The sequence below is a fragment of the Kribbella speibonae genome (genome assembly GCF_004331375.1).
GTDB lineage: Bacteria > Actinomycetota > Actinomycetes > Propionibacteriales > Kribbellaceae > Kribbella > Kribbella sindirgiensis.
Genome location: NZ_SJKC01000001.1, coordinates 1,786,659 through 1,801,187 on the forward strand (window position 1 = coordinate 1,786,659; position 14,529 = coordinate 1,801,187).

At 69.9% G+C, this 14,529-nt stretch carries 15 protein-coding genes; 8 read left to right on the top strand and 7 right to left on the bottom strand.

Annotated elements, in window-relative coordinates; all coding sequences use genetic code 11:
• The first annotated feature begins 71 nt into the window (after window positions 1-71).
• The gene (locus tag E0H92_RS08970) at window positions 72-1,304 is read left to right on the top strand and encodes an FAD-dependent monooxygenase (RefSeq protein ID WP_131495926.1); all 1,233 of its coding nucleotides are present in this window, start codon (window positions 72-74) and stop codon (window positions 1,302-1,304) included.
• On the opposite strand, the gene E0H92_RS08975 is transcribed toward E0H92_RS08970, so the two are convergent.
• The 5 genes from E0H92_RS08975 to E0H92_RS08995 all read right to left on the bottom strand — a co-directional run bounded on the left by E0H92_RS08975 (window position 1,254) and on the right by E0H92_RS08995 (window position 6,482).
• Entirely contained in the window at window positions 1,254-1,844 is a 591-nt protein-coding gene (locus E0H92_RS08975) for a TIGR03086 family metal-binding protein (RefSeq protein WP_131466162.1), read from the bottom strand. The genes E0H92_RS08970 and E0H92_RS08975 overlap by 51 nt on opposite strands.
• 137 nt (window positions 1,845-1,981) lie before the next feature.
• Entirely contained in the window at window positions 1,982-2,572 is a 591-nt protein-coding gene (locus E0H92_RS08980; RefSeq protein WP_131286077.1) for an HhH-GPD-type base excision DNA repair protein, read from the bottom strand.
• Window positions 2,573-2,594: 22 nt separating this feature from the next.
• The gene (locus tag E0H92_RS08985; RefSeq protein ID WP_131495927.1) at window positions 2,595-4,685 is read right to left on the bottom strand and encodes an iron ABC transporter permease; all 2,091 of its coding nucleotides are present in this window, start codon (window positions 4,683-4,685) and stop codon (window positions 2,595-2,597) included.
• A complete protein-coding gene (locus tag E0H92_RS08990) occupies window positions 4,682-5,656 on the bottom strand; it encodes an ABC transporter substrate-binding protein (RefSeq protein ID WP_131495928.1) in 975 nt (324 codons plus the stop codon). Before E0H92_RS08990 ends, E0H92_RS08985 begins: the two co-directional genes overlap by 4 nt.
• Window positions 5,657-5,666: 10 nt before the next feature.
• The gene (locus E0H92_RS08995; RefSeq protein WP_131495929.1) at window positions 5,667-6,482 is read right to left on the bottom strand and encodes an ABC transporter ATP-binding protein; all 816 of its coding nucleotides are present in this window, start codon (window positions 6,480-6,482) and stop codon (window positions 5,667-5,669) included.
• A 94-nt stretch (window positions 6,483-6,576) separates the two neighbouring features.
• Here E0H92_RS08995 and E0H92_RS09000 point away from each other — a divergent pair, with 94 nt between their 5' ends.
• The gene (locus tag E0H92_RS09000; RefSeq protein ID WP_131495930.1) at window positions 6,577-7,476 is read left to right on the top strand and encodes a GntR family transcriptional regulator; all 900 of its coding nucleotides are present in this window, start codon (window positions 6,577-6,579) and stop codon (window positions 7,474-7,476) included.
• A gap of 27 nt (window positions 7,477-7,503) precedes the next feature.
• Complete coding sequence (locus E0H92_RS09005) at window positions 7,504-8,379, top strand: hypothetical protein (protein ID WP_238173353.1); 876 nt, start codon at window positions 7,504-7,506, stop codon at window positions 8,377-8,379.
• On the opposite strand, the gene E0H92_RS09010 is transcribed toward E0H92_RS09005, so the two are convergent.
• Entirely contained in the window at window positions 8,368-9,309 is a 942-nt protein-coding gene (locus E0H92_RS09010; RefSeq protein WP_131495931.1) for an NAD-dependent epimerase/dehydratase family protein, read from the bottom strand. The genes E0H92_RS09005 and E0H92_RS09010 overlap by 12 nt on opposite strands.
• 43 nt (window positions 9,310-9,352) lie before the next feature.
• Here E0H92_RS09010 and E0H92_RS09015 point away from each other — a divergent pair, with 43 nt between their 5' ends.
• On the top strand, window positions 9,353-10,027 hold the full coding sequence (locus E0H92_RS09015) for an SDR family NAD(P)-dependent oxidoreductase (protein WP_131495932.1): 675 nt from the start codon (window positions 9,353-9,355) through the stop codon (window positions 10,025-10,027).
• A 133-nt stretch (window positions 10,028-10,160) separates the two neighbouring features.
• Window positions 10,161-11,627 carry an LCP family protein gene (locus E0H92_RS09020; RefSeq protein WP_238173354.1) on the top strand — a complete coding sequence of 489 codons (1,467 nt, stop codon included), beginning with the start codon at window positions 10,161-10,163 and terminating at the stop codon, window positions 11,625-11,627.
• Here E0H92_RS09020 and E0H92_RS09025 read toward each other — a convergent pair.
• Window positions 11,624-12,196, bottom strand: coding sequence for a TetR/AcrR family transcriptional regulator (locus E0H92_RS09025; RefSeq protein ID WP_131495933.1), 573 nt, complete (start codon window positions 12,194-12,196; stop codon window positions 11,624-11,626). The genes E0H92_RS09020 and E0H92_RS09025 overlap by 4 nt on opposite strands.
• 87 nt (window positions 12,197-12,283) lie before the next feature.
• Here E0H92_RS09025 and E0H92_RS09030 point away from each other — a divergent pair, with 87 nt between their 5' ends.
• From E0H92_RS09030 to E0H92_RS09040, 3 genes are all read left to right on the top strand, one after another.
• Entirely contained in the window at window positions 12,284-13,096 is an 813-nt protein-coding gene (locus E0H92_RS09030; protein WP_131495934.1) for an SDR family NAD(P)-dependent oxidoreductase, read from the top strand.
• A gap of 78 nt (window positions 13,097-13,174) precedes the next feature.
• On the top strand, window positions 13,175-13,552 hold the full coding sequence (locus tag E0H92_RS09035; RefSeq protein ID WP_131288489.1) for a YciI family protein: 378 nt from the start codon (window positions 13,175-13,177) through the stop codon (window positions 13,550-13,552).
• 36 nt (window positions 13,553-13,588) lie between these two features.
• Window positions 13,589-14,404 (top strand): alpha/beta fold hydrolase, encoded by an 816-nt coding sequence (locus E0H92_RS09040; protein WP_131495935.1) that lies wholly within the window; start codon window positions 13,589-13,591, stop codon window positions 14,402-14,404.
• The last annotated feature ends 125 nt before the right edge of the window (window positions 14,405-14,529 follow it).

Below are 14,529 nucleotides of genomic sequence, written 5' to 3' on the forward strand. Positions count from 1 at the left end.
TGCGCGCTGGCGCCATCTCTCTCGACTAGTGCACTGTACGGCGTATGCGCACTAGTGAGAGGGATTGGGATATGAAGACTGTGCTGATTTCCGGTGGTGGGATTGCGGGGCCGGCGGTGGCGTACTGGTTGCGGCGGTTCGGGTTCGCGCCGACCGTGGTCGAGATCGCGCCGGGGCCGCGGCCAGGTGGGCAGACCGTGGACCTGCGTGGGGTGTCGCGGGTGGTGGCCGAGCGGATGGGGCTGATGCCGGCCGTCGCCGAGCGGCAGCTGCACGAGCGCGGGCTCGCGTACGTGAAGGCCGACGGGCGGCAGGCCGCGGCGATGCCCGCGGAACTGCTCGACGGGGCCGGACCAGTCGCGGAGATCGAGATCCTGCGGGGCGATCTGGCGGGGATCCTGGTGGACGCGACGGATGAGGTGGAGTACCTGTACGGCGACTCGGTCACCGCACTGACGCAGGACCCGAAGGGCATCGACGTGACGTTCGCGAGTGGGACGCGGCGGCGGTTCGATCTGGTGATCGGCGCGGACGGGGTGCACTCCCGGGTACGGCGGCTCGCGTTCGGGCCGGAGGAGGAGTTCGTGCGCCACCTCGGCGGCTACACGTCGTACTTCACGATCGAGGCCCCGGAGGACCTGAAGCACTGGATGAAGATCCACACGGCGCCGGGCGGGCGCTGGGTCGGGCTGCGGCCGGATCACGATCCGCGGTACGCGAAGGCGCTGCTGAGCTTCCGGTCGCCGGTGCTCAGCTACGACCGGCGTGATGTCGCGGCGCAGAAGCGGCTGGTGCGGTCCCGGTTCGAGGGGCTCGGCTGGCACACCGCGCACATCCTGGACGGGTTGGACGCGGCCGACGACTTCTACTTCGACACCATCAGCCGGGTCGAGGTGCCCGAGTGGTCCCGCGGACGCGTCGCGCTGGTCGGTGACGCCGGGTACTGCGGTTCGCCGATGGCCGGCCACGGTACGGCGCTCTCACTCGTCGGCGCGTACGTCCTCGCGGGCGAGTTGGCTGCGGCGGAGGGCGATCACGCCAGCGCGTTCCCGGCGTACCAGGCCCGGATGCGGGCGTATGTCGAGCAGCGGATGGAGCTGCCGCCGGGAGGGGTCAAGATGGCGATGCCGATGAGCCGGTTCGGGATCGCCTACCGGGATCTGATGCTGCGGGTGATGACCTCGCGGCTGCTGGCCGGCGTACTGGCGAAGTCGGCCGTGGCCAAACCGGACGCGATCGACCTGCCGACGTACTCAGTCGAGCGGGGAGACCCACTCCGGGTTGCGGCCGAGGAGGCCGAGTAGTTGGTCGAGGTCTGGGGCGGTGCCGGAGACCTTGACGCTGCGTTCGAAGGCGTAGCCGGTGCCGCGGTTCGCGTCGGTGTCGGGGATGCGGCGGGCCAGGGTGAGCGCCAACTCGACCATGTCCGGTGGCGGGTTGTACGGGACGTCGATCGCGCGGGCCAGGTCCCAGGCGTGCACGATGCAGTCGAGCTGGTGGAAGGTCAGCGCGATCCGGCGCGGGAACGAGCCGAACTCGCGGACCTCCACGAGCCGGTCCAGTGCGCCGCCGTCCGCGAACGCATCCGCCACCCGCACGTTGGAGCGGCGGTAGGCGCCGGCCGGGTTGTCGCCGAGGCGGCCGCCGGTCCAGACGTGCACGGAGGCGGAGCCGTTCAGCGCGGCCGCGGCGAGACCCTCGTTCTGGCTGACCAGATGGCGCATCAGTCCCCGCACCGTCCAGTCGGGGCACGGGGTGGGAAACCACAAATGCTCGGGCCGTACCTGCATCACGACTTCCCCGAGAACTGCGCCGGCCCTACGATCCAGATCCCGGATGTCCATCCGCGTTCCTCCCGTCGGCTGCCCAGCCGAGCATAAGACGGGTACGCCGCCTCCCGCAGAAAACCCCGTGATTCACAAGGGACAACCCGCACGAAAACCCCCGACCTGCAACAGGTCAGGCTCAGGTGTCGCGGGAATCAGGCGCCGGCGGCTTGTTTCGCGGCGGCTTTCGCGGCCTTCTTGAAGTTGCGGACCTCGCCCAGCGAGGCGGCGTCGGTGACGTCGGCGATCGAACGCCGCGAGCCGCGATCGCCGTAGCTGCCAGCAGCCTCCCGCCAGCCCTTCGGAGCCACACCGCGCTGCTTCCCAAGCAGGGCCAGGAAGATCTTCGCCTTCTGCTCACCGAACCCAGGCAGCGACTTCAACCGCTTCAGCACCTCGGCCCCATCCGGCTTCGGCCGGCCGGAGAGCCAGATGTTCTCAGTCTCACCGTCGTACTTCTCGATGATCTCCTGCGCGAGCGCATGCACGCGACGCGCCATCGACCCGCCGTACCGATGGATCGCCGGCGGCGTGACGCACAGCTCGACGAAGGTCTCCAGATCGGTCGCAGCGATCTTGTGCAGATCGAACCCGTCCATCCGGTTCGCGATCTTCAGCGGACCCGAGAACGCGTGCTCCATCGGGTACTGCTGGTCGAGCAGCATGCCGACCAGCAAGGCGAACGGGTCGTCGTTGAGCAACTTGTCGGCATCCGGATTGCCGGTGAGGTGCAGTTCGCGCAGCATGCGCCCCATCTTGACACGGAGGTCAGCGCACCGGCACCCGCGTTCGCCAGAGCAGGTAGACGAAGTAGGGCGCGCCGATGAGGGCGGTGAGGAGGCCGGCGGGGATTTGGGCCGGGGCGAGGACGGTGCGGCCGAGGCTGTCCGCGGCGCTGACGAGGATCGCGCCGAGGAGTGCGGCGACGGGGAGGATCCGGGCGTGCCGTCCGCCGACCAGGGCGCGGGCCGCGTGCGGGGCGACCAGGCCGACGAAGCCGACCACGCCGATCGCGGACACGGCGGCGGCCGTCAGCAGCGCGGAAGCTAGCAGTGCTAGCAGGCGGGTCCGTTCGAGCCGTACGCCGAGGATGCGCGGCACGTCGTCGTCCAGCGCGAGCAGATCGAGTTCCCGCCGTACATGCACGACGAACGGCGTGAGTACTAGCAGTGCTAGCGCGACGGGTGCGACCTGCGGGAGCGTCCGGCCGTAGGTGCTGCCCGAGAGCCAGGTCATCGCGAGGCTCAGGTTCCAGGGGTCGGTCGCGACGATCAGCAGCGTGATGATCGCGGTCGCGGCCGACGAGACGCCGACGCCGATCAGTACGAGCCGGTCGGAGCTGAGCCCGCCGCGCCAGGAGATCAGGTAGACGAGGCCGAACGTGACGACCGCGGCTGCCGCGGCGACCCCGGAAAGCAGCCAAATGCTTGCTGACGGCAACAGGATGAGGGTGGCGATCGCGCCGACCCCGGCGCCGCCGGTGATCCCGAGAATGCCGGGTTCGGCGAGCGGGTTGCGGCAGACGGCCTGCACCGTCGTCCCGGCGATCGCGAGCGCGGCACCGCACAGTACGGCGGAGACGACCCGCGGGAAGCGCTGGTCGAGGACGTAGGTGATCGCCCGACCGGAGCGCCCGTTGATCCAGTTCGCGAGGTCGCCGGTGCGCAGGAACGCATCGCCGGTGAGCATCGCGGTCAGCGCGGCCACGATCAGAAGAACGGCCAGTCCCGCGGCCACGAGCAGGAAGGTCCGGCGGCTGCGGAGTCCGCTGCCGGTTCCGGCGGGGGACCGGCTCGGCCCGGAGTCGCGGTGCCGGCGGGCCAGCCAGATCAGAACGACCGCACCGACCACCATCGTCATGATGCCGGTCGGGATCTCTACGCCAGCCTGGCCGCCGAACGCGGCCCGCAGTACGACGTCCGACGTCAGTACGACGAGAACACCGGCGAGCCCGGACAGCGGGAGCAGGACGCGGTGCCGGAGCAGACCGGGGATGAGCGGGGCGAGCAGCCGGACCAGAACGGGAGCGACCAGGCCGACGAAACCGACCGGTCCCGCGACCGTGACAGCTGCCGCGGAGAGCAGCACGGTGACGAGCGTGATGAGTACGCGCGTCCGGCGTACGTTGACGCCGAGGACCGAGGCGGTGTCGTCGCCGAGGGTGAGGATGTCGAGGTTCGCGGCCAGGAGGAACGCGCCGACGATGCCGACGGCAACGACCGGGGCCATCTGGGTGACCGCGTGCAGATCGGTCTGGACGAGCGTGCCGGCGCCCCACGCGAAGGTGCCGACGGTTTCCTCGCGGAAGAGCAGCAGCATCAGCGTCGTCACTCCGCCCAACGCCATCGCCACTGCCGATCCCGCGAGGATCAGCCGCGTCGGCCCGGTCGAGCCGCCGGCTGACAGCGCCAGTACCAGGCCTGCCGCCGCGAGCCCGCCGACGAACGCGACCGCGCCGGCCGGTACTACCGGCAACGACACCCCGAACGCCGCCACCACCACGACGGCCAGGTAGGCGCCGGCGTTCACCCCCAACGTGTCCGGCGAGGCCAGCGGGTTCCGGGCCAGCGACTGCAGCCCGGCCCCCGCGACCCCCAACGCGACACCGACGAGCACCCCTGCCAGCAACCGCGGCAGCCGAGAGGCCACCAGTACGTTCGCCGCGTTGTCCGTCCCCTGCCCGAACACCAGCCGCACCAGGTCGCTCGCGCCGACCGATGAGGTCCCCTGAGTCAGGTGCACAGCAGCGAGGACGACGATGGCGACGCACGCGAGCGCGAAGACGCCGGCGACCCGAATCCGGCGTACCGGCTGCCGGAGGCTCTCGACCTCCGGCGCCGGCGCGGTGACCTGGGTCAAGAGGTGACTGCCTGGACTGCGGCCTCGATGAACTGCTCGGTGGACTTCGGGCCGCCGAACATCCAGATGCCGTCGGGTAGGCGGTGGACCTGGTTGGACTTCACGAACGGAAGGTTCTTCCAGATCGCGTTGCCGGCCAGGTCGCCGCCGAAGACGTCGCCGCCGTCGTTCTTGTTGGCGATGTAGAGGAACGCGCCGTTGGGCAGCTTGGTCAGGCCCTCGAGGTCGGTCTGCGCGAGCCCGTAGTCCTTGTCGCCGGCGCCGGTCCAGCCGTTCTTCAGACCCAGTTCGGTCGTCACCGCGCCGAGCAGCGAACCGGTCGTGTACATCCGGATCGAGATCGTGCTGCCCTGCTTGTAGCCGTCGGCCATCGTGAAGCCGGTACCCGCCTTGCCGGCGTCGCTGATCTTCTGCTTGCCGTCGGCAACCGCCTTGTCGAAGTCGGCGGTCAGTTGCTTGGCCTGCTCCGACTTCCCGACCGCCTGCCCGATCAGGTCCAGGTTCGTCTTCATCTGCGGGATCGCGTTCGCCGCGTCCGCGCCGCGGATCACCAGCACCGGCGCGATCTTCTCGAACTGCGCGATCGAGTTGGCCGCCTCGTCGGTGGTCGTGATCACCAGGTCCGGGCTGAGCGCGGCGATCGCGTCGACGCTGGACTCACCGCGGGTACCGACGTCCTTCACGGCCGGGTCCAGCTTGGCCGCGGTGACCCAGTTCGTGTAGCCCTTGGTGTCCGCGACCCCGACCGGCATCACGCCCAGCGAGATCAGGTTCTCGGCCGCGCCCCATTCCAGCGCGACCACCTTGGTGGCCGGCGCCTTCAGGTCCAGCTTCTTGTTCCGGCCGTCGGTCAGCGACACCGGCTGCGCGGCAGCCTCGCTGGTGTCGCTCGACGCGGTGGGTTCACTGGTACCGCAGGCCGTCAGGCCGAACAGGGCAGCAGCGATCAGGGCGATGGCGGTTCGTCTCATCAGGATGACCTCAGATAGTTGTGACGCGGGTCAGGTGTTTGCCGATCGGGCGGGTGCTGACCAGCCCGGTGGCCGGATCGGTGCCGACCTCGATGGTGATGCCGTACGTCGCGGTGAGCGCGTCGGCCTGCAGGACCTCTTCCGGCGTACCGGTCGCGCGGACCCGCCCCTGATCGAGCAGCGCGATCCGGTCCGCCACCGCGGCGGCCTGGTTCAGGTCGTGCAGGACGACGCCGACCGCGACCCCGTGCTCGTCGGCGAGTTCGCGCATCAGGTCGAGGATCTCGATCTGATAGCGCAGATCGAGGAACGTGGTCGGTTCGTCGAGCAGGAGTACGCCGGTGTTCTGCGCGAGGCACGTGGCGAGCCAGACCCGCTGCAGTTCGCCGCCGGACAGTTCGTCGACGCCGCGCTCGGCCATCGCGGTGACGCCGGTGACGCTCATGGCGTGCTCGATCGCCCGCGGACCGTCCGCGTCGTCGTTGCGCCAGCGGCTGCGGTACGGATGCCGCCCGTACCCGACGACGTCGCGGACGCTGACGCCGTTCGGCGTCGGCCGGGACTGCGACAGCAACGTCACCTTGCGGGCGAACTCCTTCGCCGACAGGTCGAGCGCGTTACCGCCGCCGGGGACGGTGATGCTCCCGGCGTCCGGGTGGTGCAGGCGGGCGAGGGCGCGCAGCAGCGTCGACTTCCCGCTGCCGTTCGGCCCGACGAGCGCGGTCACGCTCGCGGCCTCGATGTGCAGCGAGGCGCCGTCGACCACCTGGCGGCCGTGATACCCGAGCCGCAGGTCGTCGCCTGTCAGCCCTACCGATTCCTGCATGGCGCTGAGGATAGCCTTGCCTTAGCTGACATGTCAGCAGCGGGTCTCGATCTGAGATAGTGCGCGTACGGCGTATGTGCACTAGGGTGAACCAATGTCCGAGGCGCCGTACCAAGTGATCGCGGCCGAGTTGCGGCGGCGGATCGAGACCGGGGAGCTGCTGCCGGGGGACCGGGTGCCGTCGACGCGGGCGCTGGTCCGCGACTTCGGGGTGGCGATGGCGACCGCGACGAAGGCGTTGCAGGTGCTGCAGGGCGACCAGTTGGTGCATGCCGCGCCAGGGGTCGGGACCGTGGTGGGTCCGCCGCCGCGTTCCCGGCGTACGGCGGTCGCTCCTGACGGACTGCCGGATCTCAATCGCGACGAGGTCGTGCGGATGGCGATCGCGATCGCGGACGCCGAGGGGCTCGCGGCGCTGTCGATGCGGCGGATCGCGGCCGAGCTCGGGGTGTCGACGATGGCGCTCTACCGATACGTCGGCGGCAAGGACGCGCTCGTCGTACAGATGGTCGATGCGGCGCTCGGCGAGTTTCCGCTCGGGCAGATTCCGGCGCACTGGCGGGACGCGATGACGGCGGTGGCGCGGGTGCACTGGGCGGCGTACCGGCGGCATCTCTGGCTGGCGAGTGCGATCAGTCTCAGCCGGCCGCAGTTGGTGCCGCGGCTGCTGCCGCACACGGACGCGGTGCTGCGGGCGTTGCGTGGATTCGAGAAGAGTGCGGCGCTGTCGACGACGATCAGCCTGTTCGCGTACGTGCGGGGGATCGCGCTGGTGATGGAGTCCGAGGCACAGGCCGAGCAGGACACCGGGGTCACGGCCGACGAATGGGCCACCCGGCAGGGCGACCAGCTGGCGGCGATGATCGCGACCGGAAACCTGACGGCTTTTCAGGAGTTGCTGGCCGACGACTTCGACTACGAGTACGACCTGGACCAGTTGTTCGAATTCGGGCTCGGCGTCTTCCTCGATGGTCTCGCGGCACGGCTACGCTGAGTGCTGACGACTTCTCCGGAGGTGGCGATGGAGCCTGTGTTCGCGCCGGGTGTGCCTGTTGGCGTGCGGCGGTTGTACGAGCACCGGCCGGAGTTGTTCGTGGCGGCCGACGCGTCGCGGCCGAAGCGGCAGACGTCGTGGTCGGTCGCGCCGGGCAACACGTTCGGGACGTTGCTGGTGTGGGTCGCGGTGTGCGTCGGCGGCTGGATCCTGGCGCTGATCGTGATGGCGGCGACGCTGCCGACCGCGGTCGCGGCGTGGGGCGCGGTCGCCCTCGCCGGCGTCGCGGCGCTCGCGACCGGCGGGGTCCTGGTGAAGTCGGCGGTCGAGGATCGCGGGCACAAGGCGGTCCGGATCCAGCACGGGAAGTACCTGCTCCCGGAGGACTTCGACGAGCCCGCCGCACGGATGCTCGGGCGGGCGCAGCGGGCCGTGAAAACGGTGCTTGAGGCAACAGTTACCCGGCGTGGGCTGCTGGACGACGTACAGAACGAGCTCGTCCTGCCGGAGCAGTTGTGGGACATCGCGCAGGTCCTCCGCGAGCAGACCGTCCTGCGGGCCCGGCAGCAGGACGTGGCACGCGGTATGGCGACCGCCGAGCTCGACGCCGTACTGGGACCGCAACGTCGCGCGCTCGCGCTCTCGGTCGACGCGATCAAGCGCAAGGTGGATCTGCTGGACCGGTACGCCGACCGGGTCCGCTCCGCCGACGCCGCGCTGCGGGCCGAGGCGGCGCTGGACGACGGCGACCGGTACATCGAGCTCCTTGCCCGCACCGAACCCGTCGGCGACACGTCCGTCGTCCAGGGCTTCACCGATGAGGCCAGTGCCCTGAAGGACACCCTCACCCGCTCCATCAACGCCGCCCGAGACGCCGGCCGAACCCTCGCCCTACCCGAGTAGCTGCTCCTCCTGTTCCGGGGTGAGTCCGATGTTCAGCTCCGGTTCGCCGCGGTTCTTGTCCCAGCGGAGGACGTCGTCGACGGTTGTGCGCAGCGGCGTGACGGGCATGCCGGCCGCGCGGGCCTTGGCCGGGTTGCGGCGCCGTTCGCCCCATTCGGACTCGGGGTCCATCAAGGGGAAGCGGCGAGGTACGGCGTCGAACGGGACCGGGACGATGTCGACGGTGCTCCCGGCCAGTTCAGCCGCGGTGCGGATCAGTTCCTCGATGGTGGAGTCGGGTCCGATCGCGTTGTAGGCGCCGGCACGGTCGTCCGCGACGAGCCGGGTGATCAGGCCGGCGACGTCACGGCTGTCCACCAGTTGCAGCGGAGCCTCGGGCTTGGTCGGGAGCGCGACCCGTCCGCCGCGGGCGCCGCGCCGGATCCAGTAGAGCGCCGTACCGGACGAATCGCCCGGGCCCGTCACGCGACCGGGGCGGACGATCGTCGCGCGATCGCCGTACCGCTCGACGACGTCGTCCTCACACGCGACCTTGCAGGGTCCGTACGTGTCGTTCGTGAGTACGTCGGCGTCGCGCAGCGGCTCGCGCCGGGGCGCGGTCTCGTCGGTCCCGGCCGGCAGGTCGCGGACGTAGACGGCGTGGCTCGAGATGAACACGTACCGCCCGACCCGGTCCCCGAGCACGTCCATCGCCTGGTCGACGTCCCGCGTCCGGAAGCCGCTCGTGTCGACGACCGCGTCCCACTCGCCGGTCCGCAGCGCCCGGTAGTCGCCGGCCTCCCGGTCCCCGACCAGCGAAGTCACCTCGTCCGGCAGCGGCGAACCGCTGAGTCCGCGGCTGAACGACGTGACCTCGTACCCCTGCGCCAGCGCGTCGTCCACGATCGCGCGCCCGACAAACCCGTTCCCACCCAGCATCAGAATCCGCACAGCCGACCAACTTAGTCGGCGTGATCCGATTAGGCTCGCGGATATGACGAACACGGTGGTGGTTGCCGGTGGCACCGGCGCGCTCGGGGTCGCGGTGACCGCCGAGTTCCTGCGGGCCGGCTGGCGGGTCGTCGTACCCGGCCGGTCCGAGGAATCCCTTGCTCGCCTCGGCGCCGACCCCGCGCTCAACCCGGTGATCGCCGATCCGTTCGACCCGGCCGCTACGGCGGACGTCGTCGCGCTCGCCACCTCGGACGAGAACGCCCCGCTCACCGCCCTGGTCAACCTCGTCGGCGGGTTCGCGTCCGGTGCCCGGGTGCACGAGACGCCGATCGACGACTTCGAGAAGCAGCTCCGGCTGAACCTGCGTCCGACGTACCTGATCACCCAGGGGGTCCTGCCGCATCTGCTCGCCGGCGGTGGCGGAGCGATCGTCTGTACGTCGAGCGGTGCTGCCCTCCGCCCATTCTCCGGGGCGGCCGGGTATATCACCGCGAAGGCCGGGGTGATCGCGTTCGCCGACGCGCTGCACACGGAGTACGCACGCGATGGCATCCGGGTGAACACCATCCTGCCCGGCACCATCGACACACCCGCCAACCGCGCCGCGATGCCGAACGCAGACACCACCAAGTGGAGCCCACCGGCCCGGATCGCCGCCGTGGTCCGCACCCTCGTCGAGGTCGAAGGATTCAACGGCGCTCATCTGACCGTTTGACAACCGATTGACCCTGTAACACGTCTGAAGAGGTAAGGGCGCGGGTACTTGACGCACACTTGCATCAGGGGACAACGGGGCGACAGGGGTGCCAATGGGGAGTGCGCGCGCGACGGCTAGGCGGCCGCGGTCGATGCCGAAGTTGCTGGGGTTCACCCTGTTGGGCGCACTCGTTCCAGGACTCGGGCTGATCGTCGGCGGGCGCCGGCGGCTCGGTGCGTTCGTGCTCACGCTCTTCCTCGGCCTGGTCGGGCTCGGGGTGTACGTCGGGCTCACCCGGCGCGAGGAGGTACTCGCGGCCGCCGTCGTACCGAGCCGGCTGCTGATGACGTCGGTGGCGATCGGCGCGGTCGCGTTCGGCTGGATCGTGGTGATCGTGGCCTCGCACCGGTCGTTGCGCCCGGCAACGGGTGGGGCCGGCGGGCGGGCCTTCGGCGCGACGTTCGTCGGGCTGCTCTGTTTCGCGATCGCGGCGCCGGCGGCGGTCGGCGTACAGAGCGTGCTCGCGCAGCGGACGCTGGTGCAGGACGTGTTCCAGTCGCAGGGCGAGAGCAAGAGCGCGACCCGGCCGTCGACGGTCAACATCAAGGACCCGTGGGAGGACAAGCCGCGGCTGAACCTGCTGCTGCTCGGCGGGGACGACGCGCCGAGCCGCGAGGGCGTGCGGACCGACACGGTGATCGTGGCGAGCATCGACACCAAGACCGGGAACACCGCGCTGATCTCGCTGCCGCGGAACCTGACGTTCATGCCGTTCCCGAAGGACTCGCCGCTGCACCGGTTCTACCCGGACGGTTTCGGCAAGGAAGGGCTCAGCCTCGACGGGCGGCTGGAGTGGATGCTGACCGCGATGTACCAGAACATCCCGGACGCGCATCCCGGCATCCTCGGACCGTCGGACAACGAGGGCGCGGACGTGGTGAAGCAGTCGGTCGGTGAGGCGATCGGCCTGAAGCTCGACTACTACCTGCAGGTCAACCTGCAGAGCTTCCCGGAGATCGTCGACGCGCTCGGCGGGATCCGGGTGAACGTGAACGAGCGGGTCGCGATGGGCGGTGTGAGCAGCTCGCACATCCCGCCGAAGGAGTGGATCGAGCCGGGTGCGAACCAGCACCTCGACGGGCGGCACGCGCTGTGGTTCGCCCGCGGGCGGTACGGCGCCGACGACGACCAGCGGCAGGTCCGGCAGCGGTGCGTGATCAAGAGCATCGTCGACGCGGCGGATCCGCAGACGCTCGTCACGAAGTACAAGGCGATCGCCCGCGCCGGCCGGCACCTGCTGCGGACCGACATCCCGCAGGAGCTGCTGCCCGCGATGGTGCAGCTGGCGCTGAAGGTGAAGTCGGGGACGGTCTCGAATGTCACGCTCGACTCCGACAAGCTGCGCCTGAAGTACCTGCACCCCGACTACCAGGCCCTCCGCGACACCGTCGAGAACGCCCTCGAATCCACCCCGGTCCCGACCCCCACGCCGACCACCCCCGCCACGCCGACCACCACCCGCAAGCCCACCACCACAACCACCACCGCCCCACCTGGCCCGGTCCAGAACCTCGCCGACGCCTGCGCCTACAACCCAGCCGGCGACCAGCCGAACTAGGTAGCGACCTCCCGGCCGAAGAGCGCTTCGGCGACGGTCGCGAGGTGCGGGAGGAGATCTTCCTCGGTGGCCTTCGTGAGGGTGGGGGTGCCGACGGCGGTGCGGAGGATGCCGATACCGAGGAGCCACGCGGCGAAGAGTTCGGTGCGGAGGTTCTTGTCCTCGGTGCCGTCCGCGAGCTGGGACAGTACGTCGAGGTAGCCCTCGCAGACCTGTTGGCGCAGTCGGTCCTTGGTGTCCTCGTGACCGGACGAGCGGAGCATCGCGATCAGCGGATGCTCACCGGCGTACTCGGTCCAGTCCTCGAACACGAGCTGCCGCAACAGCTTCGCAGGCAGCTCCTCGACCGGCCCGTCCGGCAGGACGACGGGAGCCGACGATCCCGCCATCGCCTCGGTGAACAGCCCGGACTTGGACCCGAAGTACCGGAACACCAGCGCCGGGTCGACGCCCACGTCGCCCGCCACGTCCCGGACGCTCGTCCCGTCGTACCCGTCCCGGGCGAACCGGAGCCGCGAACACTCCAGCAGCCGGGCCCGGGTCGCCTCCCGATCCCGCTTGTGCGCCATCCGCCCTCCAAGTCATCGATCGTTGACATGCTACCCGGCTGCCCTCTACGGTCTAAGTCACCGATCGATGACTTAAGGATGGCGCAGATGAAGAACGTCGTGGTGGCCGGCGGTACGACGGGAATGGGCCGGGAGATCGCCCTGCACTACCTGCGGCGCGGCGCCCGGGTGACCGTGATCGGCAGTACGCCGGCGCGCGGGGAGGAGTTCCTGCGCGCCGCGGAACCGCTCGACGGGCAGGCCGCGTTCGTGCGCGCGGACCTGCTGTCGATCGCGGAGAACCACCGGGTGATCAAGGAGGTCGGCGCGCGGCACGAGGCGCTCGACGCGTTGGTGCTCGCCGCGATGCTCCCGTTCCTGAAGCGTCGCGAGACGCCCGACGGGCTCGAGGGCACGTTCATGCTCTACTACCTCAGCCGTTTCATGCTCAGCTACGGCCTGACCGACCTGCTGGAGCGCGGCGAGACGCCGATCATCACCAACCTCGGCGCCACCGGCATCACCAAGGGCGCCGTCAACTGGGACGATCTGCAGTTCACCAAGAAGTACAGCGTGGTCCAGGCGATCCTCAGCGGCGGCCGCGCGAACGATCTGCTCGCGGTGCACTACCTCCAGAACCACCCGGACGGCCGGACGAAGTACCTCGGCGTACAGCCGCCGTACACACGCAGCGGCACCAACCACCTCCCGCAACCGCTGCGCGCCGCCGCCAAACTCCTCTCCACCCTCTTCGCCAAGCCCCCGTCGGAAAGCGTCCGCGACACGCTCGCGGTGATGGACGCCCAGCCGGACGAGCGCCTCATCCTCCGAGCGGTCGGCACACCCGTCGACCCGGAGCTCGCGACCTTCGACCCGCGGAACGCGCGCAGGCTGTACGAGCTGACCCGGGAAATGTTCTGAAATCAGGGTGTCGATCTGGTGCCGCCCCGCTCGACGTGAGAGTAAGTGATCGACCGACACGACGAGGGAGCATCTGCGATGCGCTACATGATCATCAACAAGGCCGACGCCGACAGCGAGGCCGGGAACTTCCCGCCGCAGGAGGTGGCCGAAGGTGTCGGCCGCGTGGTCGAGGACCTGTCGAAGGCCGGCGTACTGCTGTTCGCGGAGGGTGTGCACCGCAGTTCGCTCGGCGCGCGGGTGAAGGTCGACGCCGGCAAGCGCACCGTCACCGACGGCCCGTTCGCCGAGACCAAGGAGCTGATCGGCGGCGTGATCGTCGTCGAGGTCCGCAACCGCGACGAGGCAATCGAGTGGGCCGCCCGCCTGGCCGAGGCCCTCGGCAACGAGGTCGAGGTACGCCGCGTCGTCGAGGAAGCCGACTTCGGACCCGACTCGGACGTCTTCGCGAGCTGACTGTCCATTCCCCGGAGTCCCGTTCGTGGTACTGCCATGAACAACACACTGAAGGTTTCCGAGGCAGAGCTGTACTACGAGGTGCGCGGATCAGGACCGCTGCTGGTCCTGGTCGGCGCCCCGATGGACGCTGATGCGTTCGCCCCGCTGGCCGAGCTGCTGGCGTCTGACTACACCGTGCTGACGACCGACCCGCGTGGGGTGAAGCGGAGCAAGCTCGAGCCGGGCGGTACGTCGCGGCCGGAGCAGCGGGCTGATGACCTGGCCGCGCTGATCCGGTACGTCGACGCGGGGCCGGCCGTCGTACTGGGCTCCAGTGGGGGAGCAGTCAGCGCGCTCGCGCTGGCGCAGGGTCACCCGGACGTCGTCCGTACGGTGATCGCGCACGAGCCGCCGCTCGACCGGCTGCTCCCGGACGCGGACGAGTTGCTCGCGCAGTCGGAGAAGCTGATGGCCGACTATCTGGCCGGTGACGTGACCGGCGCCTGGAAGCAGTTCTTCGCGCTCGCGAACATCCAGCTGCCCGACGAGGTCGTCGAGATGATGTTCGGCGGCGAGCGTGACCCCGAGCAGGAGGCGACCGAGCGGTTCTGGTTCGGCCACGAGATGCGCGAGTCGATCAGCTGGGTGCCGGACGTCGACCGGCTGCGCGAGGTCGACGTCGTGGTCGGCATCGGCGAGGAATCCACCGGTCAGCTCTGCGACCGCACCTCCACCGCCCTCGCCGCCGAGCTGGGTGTCGAGCCGACCCGGTACCCCGGCGACCACACCGGTTTCGTCGACCATCCGGAGGCGTTCGCGAAGGCGCTCCGCGCTCAGCTGGCCGAGGCGGGTTTCCGCCCGAGTGTGTAGCTTCTGGCTGAGGTGAGACTCAGTCGTGGGTCCTCTGGCGGAGTATGTGAAGCTGGTGGTGTCCGGCGGGTGCGCAGGGGTGTGATTGCGGTCGCGCCGGGCACTGGTCGGGATGCCGCGTCACC

Excerpts from the sequence above, each read along its gene's own strand:
- E0H92_RS09035 (WP_131288489.1), top strand. The coding sequence starts at position 13,175 with ATGCGCTACATGATCATCAACAAGGCCGACGCCGACAGCGAGGCCGGG.
- E0H92_RS09005 (WP_238173353.1), top strand. The coding sequence starts at position 7,504 with ATGGAGCCTGTGTTCGCGCCGGGTGTGCCTGTTGGCGTGCGGCGGTTG.
- E0H92_RS09015 (WP_131495932.1), top strand. The coding sequence starts at position 9,353 with ATGACGAACACGGTGGTGGTTGCCGGTGGCACCGGCGCGCTCGGGGTC.
- E0H92_RS09040 (WP_131495935.1), top strand. The coding sequence starts at position 13,589 with ATGAACAACACACTGAAGGTTTCCGAGGCAGAGCTGTACTACGAGGTG.
- E0H92_RS09020 (WP_238173354.1), top strand. The coding sequence starts at position 10,161 with ATGCCGAAGTTGCTGGGGTTCACCCTGTTGGGCGCACTCGTTCCAGGA.
- E0H92_RS08995 (WP_131495929.1), bottom strand. The coding sequence starts at position 6,482 with ATGCAGGAATCGGTAGGGCTGACAGGCGACGACCTGCGGCTCGGGTAT.
- E0H92_RS08975 (WP_131466162.1), bottom strand. The coding sequence starts at position 1,844 with ATGGACATCCGGGATCTGGATCGTAGGGCCGGCGCAGTTCTCGGGGAA.
- E0H92_RS08990 (WP_131495928.1), bottom strand. The coding sequence starts at position 5,656 with ATGAGACGAACCGCCATCGCCCTGATCGCTGCTGCCCTGTTCGGCCTG.
- E0H92_RS08980 (WP_131286077.1), bottom strand. The coding sequence starts at position 2,572 with ATGCTGCGCGAACTGCACCTCACCGGCAATCCGGATGCCGACAAGTTG.
- E0H92_RS08970 (WP_131495926.1), top strand. The coding sequence starts at position 72 with ATGAAGACTGTGCTGATTTCCGGTGGTGGGATTGCGGGGCCGGCGGTG.
- E0H92_RS09000 (WP_131495930.1), top strand. The coding sequence starts at position 6,577 with ATGTCCGAGGCGCCGTACCAAGTGATCGCGGCCGAGTTGCGGCGGCGG.
- E0H92_RS09025 (WP_131495933.1), bottom strand. The coding sequence starts at position 12,196 with ATGGCGCACAAGCGGGATCGGGAGGCGACCCGGGCCCGGCTGCTGGAG.
- E0H92_RS09030 (WP_131495934.1), top strand. The coding sequence starts at position 12,284 with ATGAAGAACGTCGTGGTGGCCGGCGGTACGACGGGAATGGGCCGGGAG.